Consider the following 20,303-nt stretch of genomic DNA (forward strand, 5'->3'; position numbering starts at 1 on the left):
TATGCCTATCCTTATCGCTATCCTTACGACTATTCTTTGACATTGTGACCTCGCGACAAACCATTCCGCGAGATCTTCCTAGCCGACCAGATCAACCCTCAGCGCGTGGTCTCCGCATGACGCTCACGTTTGTTTTGCTTTCTAGCGACCTGCGATCGGCTGACCTGGTGGCGGAGACCTGGGTCTGTTGTTCCTTAGCTGAACAGCTTAGTTCTGGCGGACACAGCGAAGCCCCCCTGCCTCGCCCGGCAGAGCCGGACGAGGCAGGGGGTGGGCTCGGGCCGACACTGGAAGGCACATAATCCATCACCCGCGCTTTACTCAAATATGTAACGACGCTTTGTCCGCTAATAGGTTTCCGCGAGCATGGGAGGGGGAAGGACGGCGGCAACCCGAAAACTAAGCTAATGCGCGAGAGCGAACAATTATCGGGTTGTCAGCGACCGAAACCTTAACGCTTGGCCATCAGCATCACGCAAGCGCGCGTTTGCAAACAAGTTCAAATCTGCGCGAGACTTCTAGATTTGAATTTCCGTTTTGGATCTGCGCGTCAATTCGCCGCCGTCGGAACGACTGATGCTGCCAGACACCTTCAAGCTTCCGCGCCATCGATATTAGGCGCTAATCGAACTCGCCTCACATATCAATTCAATCCTTTCGCCTCCAAAGCGGATACCACGGTCTGCCATTGTAGCTCTCATCGGACCAAAAGATGGGCAGAGTGTTGTTGGGCGTATTATGGTCAAACACCACGAGCGCTTGTGTTCCCTTATACCCGAGAACGTGTAACTTACGCTCTTTCGCTTCTGGATATCTTTCCTTAAGAAGCTCATTGCCAATCCTTTCACATGCTTCCTGTGCATATTTGCGCTGGCGTTCCGTTTGAAAGATATTGCTCTTGGGTGAGAACGCGCGATCTTGCTCGCTCAACCTCCGTTCAGCGGTGAAAATGCGAATGTCGGGAAACGCCTTGCGGATATCATTACAGGCTCTTTCGAACCCTGTGATAGCGATCAAATAGACGGGGTAATTTAGGTTCCGATGCTGCTTTCTAAATTTCCCGATTTCCCTAATCGCTGTCCCACCACTACCCAAGAAATCATCAACGAAAATTATCCGCTTTATCACTAGTTCACCAACTTTTGGATTGGTCCGAATGAAATCTACTAAATTGGATGGGTGCTGAAATCGCAATGCGACCTCGTTTGGATCGGCGTCCGGAAATCTTTCGCGGAAAGCATGCTTCACATGAAAGAGTAAATGAGGGCCGCTCTTTGCTTGGTGTTGCCCGATGCCCACGAAGAGTGCGGTGCGAGCCGCCCTGCAAATCGGACTGCGGCCAAGGAGTTCTCTAATTGAGTGGAGTACCTGAGCTGTCGTGTAGTAGCGCAAACCCTTATACAATCTGGACATCAGCGCCGCCTCATCTGGCGAAAACTGTGCTAACCACCTTTGGTAGCTCGACGGAAAGAACTCACGATAGATCCGATCCGCTACTTCCTCAGATATGATAGCCCCATATTGCTTATGGATAATCTGGCGGAAGAACTCCAGAGCCATGCTCTTGCTTTTGCGTTCCTTTGCAAGTGCCTGTTCTAGGACCTGTTCAACGACCGTGCGCTTTGGCACCACACAGACTCGCTGTGACGGCGCTACCAGCGCATAATCCTGGCCCTCGTATTTGCACACGATGACGGGCCCCGGGAAATGGTCAAGAGGAGGAGGGAATGGGGATTCACTCCTCCTCCCTAACTTCAGATGAACCGCTCCATATTGCTGTCCCGTTAGCGAAGCCGGTTCTAACTTGCTCCCTCGCACCAGCACTCGTACCGGTCTTTCCGAACGCCAAGGCTCGAAACAGTATTCGAAGGAGCTGTCCTCTCCGTCTGATTTGGGAACACGGATTGGGGGACCAACCGGGGTCAGCCATTCACATTGCATATCGCGAACTGGCTGCGCGCTAGCATTACGAATCTTAAGAGACACATGCCGTGCGCCCTTATACCAGAGAACCGGCTCCTCAAATGAGTGAATAATTGGAAGGTGTCTATAGAAATAGCTGAGCATTAGCGCTTCCCAGAAGGAACCCACACCAAACAAGTGACGATCGTCACGGGTGGCGTAGGAGCGATACGTGTTGAATAGGAGAGCTGCCGCCGCTGCACGCTTTAGATGCACCAAGGACGCAAACGCCCCGAACAATGAGAAATCAAACGATCGGTCTCCCCAAGAAAAAAATGGGCTCTTTTCAACTCGCTTTCGAATTTTTTGGAATTCCCCGATTTTCTGACGATAATCCTTAGTAAAACGGTTGGTTATCATGCCAGGACGCGTATTAATGAGTAACCCCATGTCATAAGGAAAATACCGCAGACCCGCTTCGAGAGAATTATACTTTTCGCGCGCGTGCTCTCCCTTGAATTCTGCCCACATTTCCCCCAGTCCAAATAGTTTCATTATTGTTGCATCAAGGGCGAGACTATCGATCTCCGCGCTGTCGGCTCCAGCGTGTCGGAGTATCTCGAAAGCGCCCAGCAGGCTGCGAAGCCTGTAAACATCATCTGGATCAAAGTCCGACTGCTGCAGTTCGCGCAACTGCCCCAACAACCAGTTTTGCAGCGAAGTCGCATTCGCGGCGTGAATTGAGTTCAGGCCAAAGTGTTCGTCTAGTAGACCGAGTGCCGCGAGAGCCAACAGTTGATTGTTGAGTTCCTCGTGATCATACGAGTCTCGTTTTCTGGCTTTGCGAAAGTGGCCGTCAGCTTCCTGCAAGTCGAGTACACTTTCCGCCACTTTTTCTGGGTCGCAATGATCTCCCACAATAGACGTGAGCTCAAGATAGTAGAGGATCGCCAAGGAGCTCGCTAGATTGCCCATTGGATACTCGCCATTGAACTTTGATAGTGGCGTCGCAACCCCTTCGAAATTTTCGCGGAAGATATTACGAGAGACGTCTTCTTTGCTAAACCACGGAATGCTTTCCGGTAGCTTCTCGATGTATCCCGAGCCCTTAAGAATAAAGAAATAGGACGCCAGGTCTCGCAAAGAGATTTTGTAGTCAAACGACCCTTTAGCGGGGGAATAATCCTTGCGCAGATTGTCTGCCCACCCCTTTAGCGCTGACTGATGGTAATGAGGTAGCTCGTAGATCTTATCGCGCTCAAACAGGCCAGCAGGCAGATTGTCCGGCTCACAATATCCAAACGCGAGTGGCGACAGCACCGGTACGGGCTGATAGAACGGATATTCAAATGTCGGGCAAGGCAACAATGATGTCTCGCTCGCACCAAAAGCGCCTGCTTCACGCGGCTTAGCTCGCGGCAACGACACTGACGATGCTCCTGATAGCTTCGTAGTCCTTGATGCCTTTGGCGCTCTCAGCGCCGGTCATTATGTCTACTGCGTATGGTCTAACAAGAGAAATGGCCTCGGTAAGGTTTTGTGGCTTAAGCCCCCCAGCCAAAACAACGTGCAGATCAGGAAGCGTGCGCACAACGGCTTCACTGATGCTCCAGTCGTGTGTCACTCCGGTGCCGCCCGTTTGGTGGTGAGTTGAAGAGCGTCGCGAATCCAGCAGAGCCCCATCGATAGCCGCGTTTCGCCGGAATTCCGCTACTGCGCTTATAACCTGGTCCGATGTACTTTCTGGAGTGACATGAAACGTCTTAATGATCTTAATACTACGGAGGTTGTCTCTGATTTCCCGAAGGGTTTCCGGTGCAACCTCCTTCTGAACCTGAATGACGTCAGGCGAAATTGCGCGACATAGGGCTAGGACGTCTTCAGCCGAGGTTTGGTGGATCAGCAACACGCTGGATATTTGGTTCGGCACTGCGCCCACTAAGGTTTTCGCACGTTCAATGCTCAGTCGGTGCCCCTGCACGCTGCCGTCCTGTCCTAATTTCTCGTGACCGACCAGAAAGCCGAGGGCGTCCACACCAATTTGGGTGCAAAGTTCGATGTCGCGATGACTAGTTATCCCGCAGATCTTTATACGAGGTCCTCGGACACGGCCCGAGCTCGGATTTTGCTTAAACAAATCACACCGCTCAGCCATGGGGCTCTCCTACGGCTTTGCATCTCATCCTTATTAATCGGATCAAAGGTGGCCCTAGATCTAAGAAATGTCGAGGGCGCAATCAACAAACAGATCGAGTATAGCCTATACTGGCCTCGGGGGTCACCTCTCTCGCGAAGAAAGGGACCCACAGCATTGCTATGGGCCCAAATAATAGACTTGTACTCGTCCTCAGTTCATTTCCAAACGGGCTGCGGGATTGAGACTGATCCAGTCGTCGCCAAGCCAGAGGAAATTCAAAACGAGTTCGTCTCCGTAGTATTCATAGAGGTAGGGTACGCTCAGGTATCCATCGTCGCGCTGAACGACAGATCTCCAAAAGAACACGGTCGTACCGAAAAACCTACGGAAGGCTGCTATGCCCTTCTTTTGAATCTCTTCGGCGTCACGGATACCAAGGCACGTCGGGAGAGAATTGGTGTTTACGAGATAACTGTGAATCGAGTGTCCGTTGATAACATCACCCCGTTTTTGCGCCTCATGAAGCCACAGTGTGACATGCGCTAGATCGTAGCGTGCTGGTCCACTCCTTTGGAGATCGGGGCGCATCACCCTCTTGACCCATTTCGGGTAGATCGGAGGAATTGAGCGATCCACGTGCAAGATGCTATCAAGCGAGCCTTCGAGCTTGAGCGCGGGCTTCCTACGGTTAGCTTTCGCTGACATCGACTTGCTTCCTTTCCAAGCGCCAGCGGGTTCCCGTTGAATCCGGATTTACCATGGCGGAAAGGAGCCCGATCGCTGCTTGCGAAGGGCGCCTCGCCGCCACGGCAAATTGTGCGGTGATTGTTGTGTGGTCCATCACTTGGTGGCGTGCAGATTTCCGAGAAAGCTGCAAGAGCGGAGCCGACCTGCATTTGAGTGAGCTTAGAGGTACGGCGCACGAAACACGGCGCGCCAATCACTCTCCGTGTGGATCTCAAAGAGCAGATGGTAATTTTACCATGTGGGTGCGTCGAAATCCATAACCGACCCCACAATGGTGGAGAGCGTCAAAAAAACGGCCAGCCCTGATGAATAGAACCCGTCTGCTGGTTCAGTCGTACGGTGGACATGACGATGGCTCACAACGCGAGTGCATGCCGCTTCTTGCACATCTGTATCATCGGTAAGACAGGTACAGGCAAGTCGACCTTGATCGAGGCGATGGCGCTCCAGGGCCAAGAGGTAAACATTCTAAGCCTCAGGTTCGAAGCTAGGGTGTGGCGCAGGATCGAGGACGTGCCGGGCGCTAGGTTCAATTGTAACGGCGCTGAAAGGTTTTGACGGCATGCCGTCGATCATGAGCTTGAGGTAGATGTGGTAGTTCGGCAGCTGCAACAGGTCCACCTCCTCAAATCGCTCTTGAAATTCTCGCGACAGGTACGTCGCGTCCTCCGAGCCCACGCGGAAAGAGATAATCGTACCCGCATTTCCGAGGACTGCATGGCGCACGTCCGGTTCAAGCTGGTGCAGATACTGATGGGCGACCGTGAAGCCGACACGATACTTGCGGAGCTCCGAGAACATGTTCGCCATGGCGAGCGTCGTGAAGTTTTGGAATTCGTCAACGTAGACGTAGAAATCTCTCCGTTCATGCGCGAGCAATTCCGCTCGGCTGAAGGCAGCCAGTCCGAGCGTTGTGACAAGCAAACCGCCCAGTAGCGATGAGCTATCTTCGCCGATTTGCCCCTTCGCTAGGTTCACGAGCAGCACTCCGCCCTCATCCATGATCTGCCGGATGTGGAGGTCGCGCTCGGGCGCGGTGAGTAGCCGGTTGAGGAGCGGGTCAGAGAGAAAGGCCCCGACTTTGTTTTGAATAAGGGCGGTGCTGTCTGCCCGGTAGCCGAATGAAAAGCGATTGAACTCCTTCAATAAGAACGTACGGACGGTCTCATTCTTTAACTTTCGCGCAATCTCCGTACGAAATTTCTGGTCCGACAAAATGCGAAGCACGTCATGCATCGTCGCGTCCGGCTGCTCCAGGAGTGCCATAAGCACGTTTCGCAAGATGTGCTCCATGCGCACGCCCCATGCGTCCGGCCACATCTTCTTGAAGACCTCGATGAAGCCGGAAGCGGCAAGGGCGATACGATCTTCGCGAACATGGCGCAGCGGGTTGTACCCGTACGGCTGCGTTGGATCACAGGCATTCAAATAGATCACGTCCGATTTTCGTTGTGTCGGCACTTGAGCCGCGATGCGCTCTACCAGATCGCCATGGGGGTCGATAAGCGCAAGCCCGCGTCCGTTTTCAATGTCCTGGAGCGCCATCGTCTCGATCAAGGTCGACTTGCCTGTACCTGTCTTACCGATGATGTAGATGTGCGAAAAACGATCCTCGTCCTTGATCCCAAAGGTCTGGCCGACGTTGCGATGGTCGGCGCGAGCAAAACGCGTAAGTCGTAGCGGCATGCGCTCCATCCTCGCGCTTCAGACATATCCTCCGAGAGGGTGTGTCAGGTATTTCGATGTCACGCTCCGCTCAGTGACGAAGTGGCACGATCTCCCGCCTCCACTCGTTTCGATTTAGTCGCGACAATCACCTCAGAGTTTTGATCTTTGCACGTTCCGCCCCGCGATCCGGGACCTGCATGCATGTCCGGGTCTCGGTGGCGAGGCGGAGGCATCGCGACGAGCGTCCATACGGTCGATTGGGTATTTATTCTAATCCGGCTCAGTGACGGACGCTCGGATTCCGCCTCGCGATCGAGCCCCCGAATGGGTCGGGTGCTCGTAGCGAGGAGGACATGATGTCCAACATTGCTCTTTCCCAAAAAGCTCTAAAGCTGATGAAGCTTTGCGATCTTAGCGGCTTCGATAGCCTCGACGATCTTCTGCTAGCGACGGCCCTTAAGGATGCAGTGTGTCCGGCCATCTGCATGACGGAGGGATGTGACCACACGGCAGATATGGAGCCCGATCAAGACCAGGGCTTCTGCGAGGCGTGCGGCGGTAACACCGTCGTATCGGTACTTGTGCTCGCCGGTCTGATCTAGGAGGCCGACGATGCTGGTTCGAAACTACTACCACTGCGCAGAATGCGGTCGTGAGTGGACGGACATCTGGTCCGCACAGTGTGACGATGATTGTCCGTACTGCGGCGCACGTCATATGTCCCCGTACAAAAGCGAAGACGCGGAGGAGCGTGATGATGAATAAGATCGCACTTCTCAACGACGCGTTCCGGAACACGTTCCGCGGCGGCAAGGTCATGATGACAATCGGCGTTGCGGAGCTAGCGGACTGCGTGAAGGCCGAGGCGCTTCTTCAAGTGGCGAAGTTCTCCGACTTTACCCCGGAGAACGATCCGCACGGCGAGCACGACTTCGGAAGCTTCGATCTGGTCGGCCGCAAGTTCTTCTGGAAGATAGATTACTACGATAAGGACATGCGGCACGGCTCCGAAGATCCCGGCAATCGCGAGCGGACACTACGAGTGCTCACGCTCATGCTCGCGACCGAGTACTGATAAAGCAAGAAGTGACCGCCTCCCATCTAGACGCAGCGGATGGACGCTCCAGCAGGAGGAGTACCGTTGCGGGGACCTTCGGAAGGCCTGACCGACGGCGCGATGCTGTCGTGCGCCCGAACAGAGCGGATTTACCGTAGACGTTCTTTTTGTCCCGACCCTCGCTTCGAGCGAGGGTCTTCTTTTTCTATGCTCATAAATTGCGTCTTCCCAAGGGCTCGGCTACGGTCGCGGAAAAATCGATGTGGTTCAGGCTAGGGGGGCTTGCTGCATCGTTATTTCGGCGGCGAATCGGTACTGCGCTGGTACAATCGGCTTAACCGACTGAGTCGGTTCTGAGCATTGCATTCACCTATGGATTTTGAAACCTATTCCAGATCGAAGCGGGCTGACTATGCGGCTCTCGCCGATGTTGTCGCGTCCATTCTTCGCGCTGCGATCACCGCGCATCCGGTCGCGTTCAGGCTGCAACTCGTGCAGGGTCGCGCGAAGGACCCGAAGTCACTCAAGAAGAAGCTAGAGGAGCGTGGAAAGCTCGAGACTACGACGCTGGCGGAAGACATAAAAGACCTGGCCGGTTGTCGGCTCATCTTCTATTCGAATTCGGACGTCACGCGCTATCAGCGTAGCGGCATTATGACAGATAACTTCGATGTCGATTGGGATCGCACGAAGATTCATCACCCGGTGCCAGGCGATGGTGACCCAAAGAATTGTTTTATCTCCGATAATTTCGTCGTTTCTCTCAAGGATGATCGGACAAAGTTGCCGGAGTATGCGCGCTTTGCCGGTCTTGCCTGCGAGGTGCAAGTGCAAACGACGTTGAATCACACGTGGTCCGAAATGGAGCACAACATTCTCTACAAGCGGCCGAAACTGACGGGCTTTGGCGGGAAACTCTTTGAAGCGATCGAGAAGCGCTTCGAGACGATCATGAAGACATACCTGCTTCCTGCCGGCTATGAATTCCAGAAAGCGATCAGCGACTACGATCGCTTGATGAGCGGTAAGGAGTTGTTCGATCGTGGCGCGTTGAAGGCTCTCGCTGAGTGCGCCGACAACAACGAGCGGTTGGAACTGCTGGAGCGTTTCCGCGACTACGTTCTGCCAAACTACGACGACCATGTGATCGTCTATCCCGAAATCAAAGACAGCATCATCGCGGCGGTAAAGGCGGCGCGGCTAACGAAGCCGCGGGAGATCGAGACGCCCGGCGGCAATTTTCCCGGAGTAAGTGTTGAGCGTGTCGTCAAGGTGGCCTCCGAGATTCTGGGACAGGTGCGGTATGTCTCGATCGGGGGGACGTTCGAAGCGATATGCGATGTCTTTCCCGGTGCGCAGGATGAAACCGAGCGCAAGCATCTCCTCGATCTCATCCATGAGCTCGGGGTCCATGAAATGGAAGTATGGAAGCGGGCTGGGCCGGTAGTTCAGGTAACCCTCGTTCGGAAGGTGCGCGACTTTGACGAGGATCGCGTGCCGCCGGTTCTGCCAGTTCTTCTGAGGGTGCTCGACGAGGCCTTAAGTACCGAGGTGCAGGGGACTACAAGCACATACAATACTATGACCTTACATCGCGGGTCCGTTGTGGCGAGTGACGCCTTGCGCTCGATGCGTACGGAAGCGATCGATGCGCTTTGCAAGCTCTATCGATCAGCGACGTCGGCAGATGAAAGAGCCCAAATCAAAAGAGTTCTGTTTTCTGCCACAGGAATGCCGACATCGACCAACTACTCCAATCAATTGCTTGCTGATGTGCTCAACGATAGCGCTAGGGTTGTCGATTTCTTCAGCACGCTAGCTGCGGGAGACGACTACGAGATAATCCAAAGTATCGAGCATCGGATTTTGTCGATGCACCGCCGAAACAAGGGAATTCAAGTCGCAAAGGACATCGATGCCGCGGTTCTCGCTGCCGCTGGTCGCTTGCATGAGAGCATACAAGCGTTCCGCACGCGTGCGCACGCGAATAAAGGATTTGTAACCTACAAGACATTGGTTGGCTTCGAATCGGTCTTTCCTCCGATGTGGGAGAGCGACGGCTTTCAATATGACGAAGAGCAAGCGTATCGCAGCAAGCGTATCGACGAGCTGGTTGCTGACGTTACGGAGGGGAATGCCGATGATTGGTTCGCAATCATCAATCGTTGCGCGCAGACGAAATCGAACGATATGGCAACTTTCCAGAGCTTTGGGGAATTTCTACAGCGGCTCGGCCGTGAGAAGCCTGTAGTTGTGTTCCGGTATATTGATCGGTTGGAGGAACCGCTGACGGGATTTCTCGGCATCATGCTCTCGGGCCTGGCTCAGGGCAGCGAAGTTGCGACGCTCGAAAACCGGATAGCGGAATGGCTTGCAGAGGATCGGTACCTCATTCAAATCGCCCACTACTTCAAGTTTTCAACTCGGTTAGACGAGGAAATGTTGAAGCAGCTACTTGAAGCCGGGATCAGACTCGACGATGAAAACGTGATCGTGCACGTTCTCGATACGGCGTTTCGCCGATACAAGGACGCGACAACAGCGTTGATTGACGAAGTTATCCTTCCCGGAGTCACGTATTTTACAAAGAAGAAGGATGCGCGCTGGGTCAATCTTGCTTGGTTCGTGCCGAAGGCGGATTCCTGTGTTCGCGATCTGACGCCGCAAGGTGTCGAAGTCATCCTCCAAAGCCTATTGCACGCGCCCCGCATCGATACGCACGCTGAGTTCCTTCTCGTTCATATCGCCAACACTCGTCCGGAACGAGTCTTTGATCTCTTCGTGGAGCGATTGAAATATTCCACCTCATCGGACCCGGACAATGCATATGAGCCCGTACCGTATGAATTCTATGAACTCAAAAACTGTTTCCAGGGAATAGCGGATCATGCGATCGATGGCGTACGTCGCCTGTTCGCTGGCGGTGACGTTATGTTCCAGTTCACCGGCGGCCGTCTCATAAGCGCGACGTTTCCCGCGTTGTCGGATGCGCTCAATCGCAAGCTGATGTCACTTGTGGAGGCCGGTACTCACGAAGATCTGGAATTCGTGATCAGGATTTTGTCCAGCTATCGCGGCGAGTCATTTGTCGAACCTCTATGTAAGGAAATTGTTCGGCGGCTGCCTGCAGACGATCGGTTGCGGGAAAACGTAGAGTTGGTGTTGCAAGCAACAGGCGTCGTCGGCGGCGAGTTTGGGTTAGTGGAGGCGTACAGAGGCAAGCGAGATGCACTGGTACCGTGGCTCTCAGATGCAAATGAAAAGGTCAAATCGTTCGCGCAGGAATATATCGCGAGCCTCGACCGTCAGGTCGCGGCCGAACAACGCCGGAGCGAAGAAGAACTCGAAATGCGCAAGCGTCGATACGAGGAGCCGGACAAAGGCGAGGGTTACTCACGGTCTTGACATCGATGAGCTTAGGGTCTGCCCTTTGTTCGGCGCCCCGCAGGGGTGTCGAAACGCGCCGATGGCGCGTTTTTACTGACGCCCTTCGTCCCGACTCCTCCGGCACTGCCACACAAAGCGGCGCGGTCAGCCGAAGGGGGCAGCGAAGCGGAGCAGGTCGCGTGCGACCTTGAGCGTAGTAGCCGCGCCATGTGGCTTGCTTCTCGTCGGGAGAAGGAGCGTGACTTTCGAATAGCCGGTCCCCACGCGACAGCGCAATCCCGGGGTCGGGACTTCGGCCCGGGGCGGAAAGCGCATAGCGCAGGGTGCCGCTTTGAAAGGAATATAGCATAGTTGTGAGAAATTCTGATTGCAACCAAATTAAATTGCTGATCAGATCGGTTCTATTCATCGGCTTGGGGGAGCCACATGTCGATTTCAAACAGGGACTTTGTTGTTCAAGACCTACTCGCGTTTTTCAGGAGCAGGAGCACGAATGCGTCCTTGATTAAGGACCAGAACTCAAACGTCAGGCATCTATGCGGATACGATACCAACCTCGCGGGTTGGCGTTTGCTGGCCGATACCATCTCCTTTCTGCCGCACATACATTCGTTTGGCTACGGATTGCGAGCTACCGACATGGATCGCCTTGCAACGATCAAACAGATTGCCGATGCGCTCGTAGCCTCGCGCCGCAAGATGGCGAGTTACAAGGCTGACCAACGTACCGGCAAGGCAAGATTCCTGGCGCTCGATAGCGAACGCGCGACCGTCTGAGGTACGATCATGAGCCACAATCGGATTGGGCGGCTGCTGTCGGCAGCCGCAATGATCATCGCTGTGTCTTCAACTGGCGAAACGCAAGCAAAGGCGCCGGAGGCTGTCTGCGTGCTGCCCGGGCACAAGGTAAAGCGATACTACGCAAGCTGCGAAAAGGACGGAGGCGAACGAGCGAGCTTCGAGGATGACAAGACTGGGTCCCCGATCGCTGAGAAGAGGCCGGCGAAGAAAAGTCTGAAGGCCGCCGCGACGGTGCCAACCCCGCAGCCCGTGCCAGCGACCGAAGCGGTCATTCCATTTCTGACAAGCGCATTGGATTCGAAAGCCTGTCACGACGGATGGAATGCACACCTAGCCGTCGGCGACAGCTTTACTGATTTGAATTTCCTGAACGCGCAGAACTGCAACGGTGCGCTGGCCAAAGGAGCTCAATTTTCGTGGGCGCGCGATAGAGTTGCGCTGAATGATCAATGGTCTGCCAAGGGCGCCGTGGCAGGGGAGCTGATTTGGGTCAATCCAAATTTGTCTGATGGCCCCTATCTCAATCTTTGGGCGATCGCTCCGACGGTGACGTTTCAACGCGTAACCAATAGTAACACAGCACTCGCAGCGCAGAACGCCAACGTCCTGACGTACGGTTTTTCGAGCGAAGCATTGTTCGATCGGGTGCCCGATCTCTTGCAGAACCGCTGGCAGGTCTACGCCAGAGCGCGTGCCAGCGTGGTCTCAGACTTCAGCGGCCTCACGCGATCGTACATGACGACGGCCGAGCTCCAGCCGCTTAGTGATGCTTACCGCATCGGTAGCAATGTTCCGGTGGGACAGCTGGGGTACTTTTGGTTTACGCCGCTGCTGCGGGCACAGTATTTCGAGAGAGCGAGCAAGCTTGTAAAGGATCCGATCTTTGACTCGCACGACCAGGTACTGCGTGCTGGACCGGTGGTTTCCCTGAACTTCGTGCCGCAAGATACGACGAACGTTGATCCCGACAAGCCGCCGCCGCCCAAATGGCTACTGAACGTGACGTATAGTTGGTACCGCGATTTCTATAGTGGTCGGACATTCGAGCATTTCAATCCGTCCCTCTCGTACAACTTCACTGACAATATCGGGATGACGCTGGGTTACGAGCGTGGGAAAATCGAACAGACCGGCAAGAAGGTGGATCTGACGACGATTAGCCTTAGCGTGAAGAACTAAGGCCCTGCGATTTTAGCTGCCGAGATCGCCAAGGCCGGAGCGCAGAGTCAAGTCAAGACCTGCGCGCCTGTGCGGGCGATGGTTTTTGCGAACGATAGATTGCAGAGGAGCATCGTTGATGAAAACGGCGAGGGCGAAGAAGAGGCAACCGAACCGCGCGTCGCATGTGGCGAACGATCCGCAACCCGATGCCGATCAGAATGTTCGGGCGACAATTCAGATGTTTGCGGCTGACGTCAAGCCGTTCGAAGCCATGTCACCGCTTCAAGATACCGCGTTAGATTTCAACCTATACGCGCCGCGCATTATCGCCGCGGCAAAGGCATCAGCGATTGCCCGATACTATTGGAAGGACCGTGGACCGGCTTGCATCGGCTACACGGCAGGTATGGCCGTTGCTTACGCATCGGCATATGCCAGGCTGCAAGCGCATGATCCGGTCACCGACCGGATGTCTCGCGCGCTAGAGGCGGCCTATCTAGATAACCAGGGGCATCTCAAGGGTGATGCGTTGACCTGGTACGCCGACCAACTGCGGGCGATCGGTATGGGTACGGCGACGCCGCTCGAACGTTTGCGAAGTGTGTTCGTGCTGCTTCTAGGACTAGGGATGCGCGAGAGCAGCGGTCGTTGTGTCGAGGGCCGAGACCAGAGCGCAAACAACGTAAGCGCAGATACTGCCGAAGCTGGCCTGTTCCAGGTGAGCTTCAACCTCGTCGCTGGGCGGGCCGAGCTTTTGGATATCGTGCATCACTATCAGAGTGATCAGAGCCAGGGGCTTGAAGATATCTTCAAGGAGGGCATGTCACCTCCAAGTGGCTACAAAGATGAGAACGTCGGGACGCCCGGGTCACCAGGCTATGTGTTTCAGGAACTCACAAAGAAGTGCCCGGCGATGGCCGTCGAAATTGCCGCCCTGGGCCTTCGATTGGCTGCAGGTCACTGGGGACCGATCGTGAGGCATGCAGCGGAGGTGAGATCGGCGAGCCGGGAGTTGCTGATGACGGTCGAACGGATCATCGACACCCCAGCCGTCGCTGCCGGCGGGCGGGGGATTCAGTATGTGGCGGCGATAATGGCGGCGGGCGACGGTAGCCGGGCAAACACCGCCAGGAAATATCTGGAGCGGGAGGACATCGCTAGCTTGCTTCCGATCAATGAGGGGATTTCGAGCGCAACGGAAGCGACGATGATCTCGCTGCTTGGCACACCCCGGATGCCACTTACCACCACGGACCAGCCAGAGCGCGTTTCCGATTTCGTCAAGCGCTATCTCGTGACCGCGCGCATGTCCCCTCTGTTCCGTCTGACCGGGCTGAACCTTGCGGTCGCCGACGTAACGGATGTATTGGGACAAGCATTCGCCGAATATCCCGACCTCGAGAATGTACTGTCGACGGAGGGGATGCTAAGCGTGCGGATGCGCAAGCCGACGGACGGTTCAGTCAGCAGATATGTTTCCAATCACGCTTGGGGCACTGCTGTCGATTTCAAGGTCGTAGGATATGATGCACCTGCCAACACAGGTCAAACCGTCCCAAGATTTATTGCGATCCTAATCCCGCTGTTCAACAAGGCAGGCTGGTACTCAGGCGTTGGTTTTCGCGACACGATGCACTTCGAGGTCTCCGAGGAGCGCATTCGGAAGTGGTCAGCCGAACGAGCATGCGAAGCAGTAGCTACACCGTAGTGAGAGAGGCGATTTTTGGATTGGCTCAGCCTTGCGTCTGTGTACTTGAAGCTGAGGATAGAAGATGGGCATTTGCAAAGCTTCGACGGCTAGATCATCGAGCCAACAGAACAGCAATGATGGTCGATCGGGAATGTGTCGGTCATTTGAACAAAGCGCGGCTGTTTTCGCTGGTTGGGTTCTGGCCGCGCGCGTGGCGCCTTCCATTCGTGCGCAATGCCGAAGAACCGCGCTAAAGCGAGTCGTCGTACTTGCCTTCTCTTGCTTGGCGCTTAGTGAGGCTGCGATAGCGCAGGACAAAGAATTCGTCTTGCGTGGTCCAGAAACGTCACTTTCAGAGTTTCCAACTGATGTCTTAAAGAGGCCGCCGCCGGATTTGAATGAGGCTCAGTACGCGGAATGGCTGAAAGCCCAGCCCGCATTGGTTTTGGACGGAACGACTCTCAAAATTGGTCGACCAGGGACCGCGATCTCGCTGTCAATTCGCGCGAGCCGCTTCGAGCTTCGCAATAGCGCACAAATATTTACCAACGGCGGAAGCCTGGAAATTTCGTCACCCGTTTTCGTCTCCGAAAACGGGTCAATAAAGGCGTTTGAGAGTGAACAAATAGCGCGTGCGCCCGAGACACGGGCGGGCGTCCCGGGAGCCGCTGGTTTTGGCGGCGGCAGAGTGACGCTCGATGGAGCGCTCGCCAATGGGAGCCAATTAACGGTTGCACTCAATGGAAGCGACGGCGGGCAGGGAGGGCCCGGCCGTCCCGGGCAGAGGGGGGCGCCTGGAGAGCCAGGTCAACGAGGAGCTGATCATCTTTTCGATTGTGCGCGTGGGGGTAGCGCTGGAGGCCGTGGCGGCAAGGGGCAGGCAGGAGAGAAGGGCGCTCCCGGTGGTAAGGGCGGCGACGGCGGCGTGCTCGTTCTCAAGGGAAAGATATTTCTACAGGTCGATATGATCGCTTTCTCATCTAACCCGGGGGCCCCTGGACCGGGCGGCTTGGGAGGACCGGGGGGGCCAGGAGGACCGGGCGGCCCCGGTGGCGGCGGGACGACGTACTGTGGAGGAGGGCCAACCGGTCCGGACGGTCCGCCCGGCGAGTTCGGACCAACTGGTGATGCTGGCCAACCCGGGACCCGAGGTCAGATTCTGACAAATCAGTAGAAACTCACCCGCAAAGATGGCGCGCCATGAGCATTGATGAGCATCACGACGACGAGGCGAGAGTAACGGATCGACCCGTTGCCGCTCTCATTTTAGCGCTTTCGCTTGCGGCGGGCATACTTCTTCCCTCAATCGTGTACGCCGTGGTGCTACGACCGAGCAACCCGGCCGATGTGTTGGTAGCAAGCAGCATCTGTTTGTTTTCAGCGATTGTCTATCTTTGGACGCTGCACGCGACGTCAATTGTGCCATTTCGCGATCCGTGGATGAGTAAATCCATCTTCGGCGCTGCAATCGTTGCAATATTGGGAACATGTACGGCAGCGGTCGCGACGCAACTCTCCGCGAGCCCACATCCTCGCGAAGGAACATGGGAGATCCGGTTGCGACGTGTAGATCCAAACACTCAAAAGCGCAGTTGTGTGTGGGACGGGAGAATAATCTTGGCCTACAGTTCATCGAGGAGCTCGTACGTCGGGTATGCCGAAGACAAAGGAGAGAATGCCTGCGAGTATGGCGTTCGTTCAATTCGTCTCGTCGATTGGCAAGAGAAGACAAATGAGCTGCAGGTAACGATAAGAAATTTCGCGGCAAATGATACTCACCCAGCGGATAAGTTGGTACCGAGCGAGCAGCTCTCATTTGTCATGGAAGGAGGTCCCGGGCGCTGGAGTAGCAAGCAAAGCGCAAATCAAACTACGAGCTACCTATACGCGTTTGAGATGCTCCGGCCGGAGTAGGTCAGAGGTAGGTTTGGGATCGGAGGGGCGAGTTATAACAAGAAAGTTGGGCTGGCTCGAAATTGGTCTCCTGCTCCTTAGTTTTGCGCTTAGCTCAGCGGCAAACGCACAGTTTGGATTCCCCAAAATAGGTGGAGGAGGTGGAATCGGGATACCAGGTGCGCATAACTGCAATGGAGTGGTTTGCTGTAACCACTCCCTGTCCGCCCATTCATTGGCGCCTGCAGTACGACGTGTGGTGCGCCCCTTGTTCGACGCCCCCGCAGGGGATTCGAACGCGCCGGCGACGCGTGAGGTGAAAGCCGCGGCAGTAGCCAGAACTGCGCATGGCCCAAAGACCGCGCGTTCTTTGAGCGCCATGCGCGTCAAATATGGAAATGAAGTACGAGCCCCAGATACATCAGGATGCCAGCGAGTCTGTGTCCGTGAAAGCCTTCAAGTAGGGCGGTGTAGTTGTAGGTGAAGTACAAACTCATCGTACCAAGCGCAAAAAAGCAAACGGCATACATCTTGCTGTTGCGATAGTTTCTCTTCTTCTCAGCTTCGCGAGCAATATGATGCTCAATTGGAGCGTATAGCGAGGGCTCCTCGCCTTGATCCATTGTGACCTTCGCGACTGCCAACGTCTTTAGAAACAACATGAAGAAGGCGGTGATCCAGACTGCATCGCGAAGCTCATCCGACCGGACTGGTTGCGGGAATAGATGCAGATCCGGAAGCAACCAGGTGGGATTAAACTGGATACCAGTGATCCACTTAAGCAGGAAGATAGCGAACGCCAGCATTCCGATGCGTAGGAAGCTATTCAGCGAACCAGCAAGCATGAGGCCGACTTTCGCCGTCAGTGCTTCTCCTGTCCGGTTCAACTGAAGTGGGGAGGGTACGCGCAACGGTGACATCAACAGGAACAGCCCGACAGTCGCCATTGCGGCCAAGGTGATGGTATCGACGGTATTGGCTAGGAAAACGGGAGCCATCACGAAGGTACTTCGAAGAGCGGCTAACCAGATCGGAGTTGGCATTATCGATACGCCGATGAGAGGATCTTGTTTCAGGATTTCTGATGCCCTCCGATCGTTGAATGCGCCCCAAAATGTAGTGCGCGGAACGTGGCCGGAGTACCGAAAGCGAAAATCGAAGTAACGAAAGTAGAGAAATATCCAGAATAAGAAGAAGAGGTGGGTGATCATCGCGCAGAACCTAATCTGAAAATTTCGTTCGAGCTGAGCCGGTTGATGTAAATCAAATTTCTGGCGGTACTGTCAGCGGAACGTTCCAGGAGCACGCTGCCATCGGCTCAAAGCGCTCCTCAAGGAGTTTGATATTGTGTAAATTGCGCTGGCCGTCTTCAGTCTGCAGCTCGCGCCATACTTCTTGTGACCACGCGGCACATTTACCACTCAACGTTCTAACGTCCTAGTCGGCTCCGCGGAGCCACTAATGCTCTGACTCTATTTCCGCTTGCAACGGCATTCTCTGCTGGCCGCCCGGGTCTCGAATGACCCATATCGTCCGTCGCGGTGGCCTTTGGTCGGCAGCTCAGATGTGGACGGGGTTGGCGCCTTCGGAGTACCTACAGAGGCCAACAATCTATTCAAGGTAGTATGTAACTCAAGGTCGTGTTCGTGACATTGTTCTCCTTCGGCTATTGCCGCCGCCAGCCTGTCTCTAGTTTTCAATAAAAAGAGTTCCGCTCAAAAGCTCTAGCCACGGCTGGTAAGCTTATGAGGAAATTCAAAACCGAGGAGGATACTTAGATGGCCACCGATCCGAAGGGCGTTGTAGACCAGATCCTGGGCGAAGCAATCCCTCAGCTCCAAGATATGATGGCGTCAATGAGCCTGGGCTGCTCAGGCGGGAACCACGGAAGGCCTCCGGAAAACTGGGGCGCGTTGCAGGTCCACGGTCACTCGGCTGTGAATGATTTCAGCGACGCAAGAACGTCTTTGGCAAGAGACCAGACACAGAATGCTGTGCAACAGGTCAATGCTGGTTTGGGTGAGCTCGACATTTTAGTCAACGGTTTGCATTTGAATTGTTCTGGGGGCGAGCACGGGGAGGATCCCGTGTCCTATGGCAGCTATGTGGCGAAGAGGAATTCGCTGAAGGACCGACTGACGACGGCGATGCGCTTCTTATAAGCTGGAGGAACGTTTCGTCCCCGGCCGCGGCTGCCGCGCTCGACCGACAGCCGTGGGCGGGAGTCCAATGCGCTGCTGCGAGCTTTCGTCTTCTCCGCGCGTCCTGCGACATGGCCATGCAATCGACCGTCTGCGCAAGTTGGGCGCTACTGCGCGTTGAATTCCCGTATATTTCTCTGACATTATAACTTGATGGAGATCGAAATGGACATAAACGTCAACAAGAGCGAGTGGGACAGCTTAAGCACCGCAGATCGCGCTACGATTGAGAAAATTATAGCTTCGCACTTTAGGGATAAGGTCGTCCCCGAAGCAAGTGCTCCGAAGGCGCAAGACTTTCTGGCTCAGCGGCAGCTTCAAACCTTCAATTTCAAAAATCCAATCTGCACCGCGGCGTGCGGCGTTGCAGAGGCCGCAGCGGTTGCTGCATGCTCCGCCTTACCCGGAGGCGTTGCTGTCGCAGTATGCGTAGCAGCGGCACATGCAGCGGGAGATTATTGTCGCTCGCTTTGCTGAAGAGCAGTTACTTTTGCGATGAGTTGCGTGCTGCCTCGACACGCTAACAAAAATTAGAGGCAGCCTCAGTTGGCGGCCTCTTTCCTATCAACTGCGATTGGCCCATACCGACGAAATCTCACGTTCGTCCACGTGTCGGCAGTTCAGGGATTGACCGGACGAACGTATATCGCCTCCTTCGTTTGCGGACTCGCCGCCGACCCTCAGGTAGTTTGCTAGAAAGTGTATAGGGGAGACGGGACTCGTTTGTGCCAGGCTCCTAGCTGCGGGTTTACCCATTGTTCGACGCCCCGGAGGGATGTGGAACCCCGCCAGCGGTGCGTGCTAACGCACCTGTTTTTGTCGTAGTCTACGGGGCCTGCAAAAATGTGAAGGGCTTAGCCATGGCTAGTAAGAGAGATATACCCCCACCGCCGCCGCCGCCGGCACCGTCTCCTCTGTCAGACACATTGCAGGAGGTATTCGCGAAAAGCTGGCCGAGTTGGTACGGTGAGCCGGTTGATGTAAATCTAATTTCTGGCGGTACTGTCAGCGGAACGTTCCAGGAGTGGGGAAAGGATTTTGTCGTTCTAAACGTTCAGCTGAATAAGAGTCACTATGTCCCATTTCACGCTATTTCGTTGATGGTAGTCGGTCTGCCAAAGCCGCCATAACGCGGAATCAGGCTGCAAACCTGCCTCCCTAAACCCGGTTTGCAAATGAGCACTGGGCGCCCTCCCTGTCTATCGTGGCAGCAGAAGATTGCACTCATCATGGCGGCGTGACTCAACCTTCATCCTTTGAAATTCCGCAGACTTTGCTTGGCATTCTGGGACTGAGCCGAGTCGTCTATATCGGCGGCAAACTGGTGACGCCGATGACGATGGCGGACCTGAACAAGTCGATTGGTGATCTTCGTGAGGCTGAACGGAAATTCCGGGCTTCTGCCGTCACGGCTAACAACGGCGTCCTTACGGCGACGGTTCCGCAAGCAATCGTGCCAGCCAGTCAGACGGCGAACGGTGCCTATATGATGCTCGCGACGGATGTTGCCACGCTGTTTGCGGCGCAGACGGGCCTAGCCCGTCTTATTCATGATTGCCGGGCGGGGCAGCTGGAACATTTCCGGTCGGGGTGAAGGCGCGCGCGAACGCTTCGGCTTTTTCGCCGCTTTTCGACCCGACTTCGTGAACGCGTTGGAGG

General features: G+C 55.1%; 14 protein-coding genes. 9 read left to right on the forward strand and 5 right to left on the reverse strand.

All coding sequences use genetic code 11. From position 1 onward, the window contains the following. Window positions 1-648: 648 nt before the first annotated feature. The 4 genes from AC066Y_RS41195 to AC066Y_RS41210 all read right to left on the reverse strand — a co-directional run bounded on the left by AC066Y_RS41195 (window position 649) and on the right by AC066Y_RS41210 (window position 6,481). Window positions 649-3,330: a phosphoribosyltransferase-like protein gene (locus tag AC066Y_RS41195; RefSeq protein WP_478278833.1), complete on the reverse strand. Its 2,682-nt coding sequence runs from the start codon at window positions 3,328-3,330 to the stop codon at window positions 649-651. Next, window positions 3,311-4,057, reverse strand: a complete 747-nt coding sequence (locus AC066Y_RS41200) for a phosphoribosylanthranilate isomerase (RefSeq protein ID WP_478278834.1) — start codon at window positions 4,055-4,057, stop codon at window positions 3,311-3,313. Before AC066Y_RS41200 ends, AC066Y_RS41195 begins: the two co-directional genes overlap by 20 nt. Window positions 4,058-4,249: 192 nt before the next feature. Beyond that, complete coding sequence (locus tag AC066Y_RS41205; protein ID WP_478278835.1) at window positions 4,250-4,744, reverse strand: hypothetical protein; 495 nt, start codon at window positions 4,742-4,744, stop codon at window positions 4,250-4,252. 510 nt (window positions 4,745-5,254) lie between these two features. Further along, a complete protein-coding gene (locus AC066Y_RS41210) occupies window positions 5,255-6,481 on the reverse strand; it encodes a type IV secretory system conjugative DNA transfer family protein (protein ID WP_478278836.1) in 1,227 nt (408 codons plus the stop codon). A 329-nt stretch (window positions 6,482-6,810) separates the two neighbouring features. Here AC066Y_RS41210 and AC066Y_RS41215 point away from each other — a divergent pair, with 329 nt between their 5' ends. The 7 genes from AC066Y_RS41215 to AC066Y_RS41245 all read left to right on the forward strand — a co-directional run bounded on the left by AC066Y_RS41215 (window position 6,811) and on the right by AC066Y_RS41245 (window position 16,464). Further along, on the forward strand, window positions 6,811-7,056 hold the full coding sequence (locus AC066Y_RS41215) for a hypothetical protein (RefSeq protein ID WP_478278837.1): 246 nt from the start codon (window positions 6,811-6,813) through the stop codon (window positions 7,054-7,056). A 152-nt stretch (window positions 7,057-7,208) separates the two neighbouring features. Next, on the forward strand, window positions 7,209-7,529 hold the full coding sequence (locus tag AC066Y_RS41220) for a DUF3768 domain-containing protein (protein WP_478278838.1): 321 nt from the start codon (window positions 7,209-7,211) through the stop codon (window positions 7,527-7,529). A 354-nt stretch (window positions 7,530-7,883) separates the two neighbouring features. Beyond that, the gene (locus AC066Y_RS41225) at window positions 7,884-10,916 is read left to right on the forward strand and encodes a hypothetical protein (RefSeq protein WP_478278839.1); all 3,033 of its coding nucleotides are present in this window, start codon (window positions 7,884-7,886) and stop codon (window positions 10,914-10,916) included. Between the two features lie 483 nt (window positions 10,917-11,399). After that, a complete protein-coding gene (locus tag AC066Y_RS41230; RefSeq protein WP_478278840.1) occupies window positions 11,400-11,675 on the forward strand; it encodes a hypothetical protein in 276 nt (91 codons plus the stop codon). A gap of 9 nt (window positions 11,676-11,684) precedes the next feature. Further along, window positions 11,685-12,878, forward strand: a complete 1,194-nt coding sequence (locus tag AC066Y_RS41235) for a hypothetical protein (protein WP_478278841.1) — start codon at window positions 11,685-11,687, stop codon at window positions 12,876-12,878. Between the two features lie 118 nt (window positions 12,879-12,996). Then, window positions 12,997-14,568: a M15 family metallopeptidase gene (locus AC066Y_RS41240; protein WP_478278842.1), complete on the forward strand. Its 1,572-nt coding sequence runs from the start codon at window positions 12,997-12,999 to the stop codon at window positions 14,566-14,568. 1,182 nt (window positions 14,569-15,750) lie between these two features. Then, on the forward strand, window positions 15,751-16,464 hold the full coding sequence (locus tag AC066Y_RS41245; RefSeq protein WP_478278843.1) for a hypothetical protein: 714 nt from the start codon (window positions 15,751-15,753) through the stop codon (window positions 16,462-16,464). Window positions 16,465-16,829: 365 nt separating this feature from the next. Here the strand turns inward: AC066Y_RS41245 and AC066Y_RS41250 are convergent, their stop codons facing one another. Further along, window positions 16,830-17,654, reverse strand: coding sequence for a hypothetical protein (locus tag AC066Y_RS41250; RefSeq protein WP_478278844.1), 825 nt, complete (start codon window positions 17,652-17,654; stop codon window positions 16,830-16,832). Between the two features lie 567 nt (window positions 17,655-18,221). Between AC066Y_RS41250 and AC066Y_RS41255 the strand changes: the two genes are divergently transcribed. Together AC066Y_RS41255 and AC066Y_RS41260 are read left to right on the forward strand one after the other, a co-directional pair. Continuing rightward, the gene (locus tag AC066Y_RS41255; protein WP_456759274.1) at window positions 18,222-18,605 is read left to right on the forward strand and encodes a hypothetical protein; all 384 of its coding nucleotides are present in this window, start codon (window positions 18,222-18,224) and stop codon (window positions 18,603-18,605) included. A gap of 1,243 nt (window positions 18,606-19,848) precedes the next feature. Continuing rightward, a complete protein-coding gene (locus tag AC066Y_RS41260) occupies window positions 19,849-20,238 on the forward strand; it encodes a hypothetical protein (RefSeq protein WP_478278845.1) in 390 nt (129 codons plus the stop codon). The last annotated feature ends 65 nt before the right edge of the window (window positions 20,239-20,303 follow it).

Source organism: Bradyrhizobium sp. USDA3010 (genome assembly GCF_056429065.1).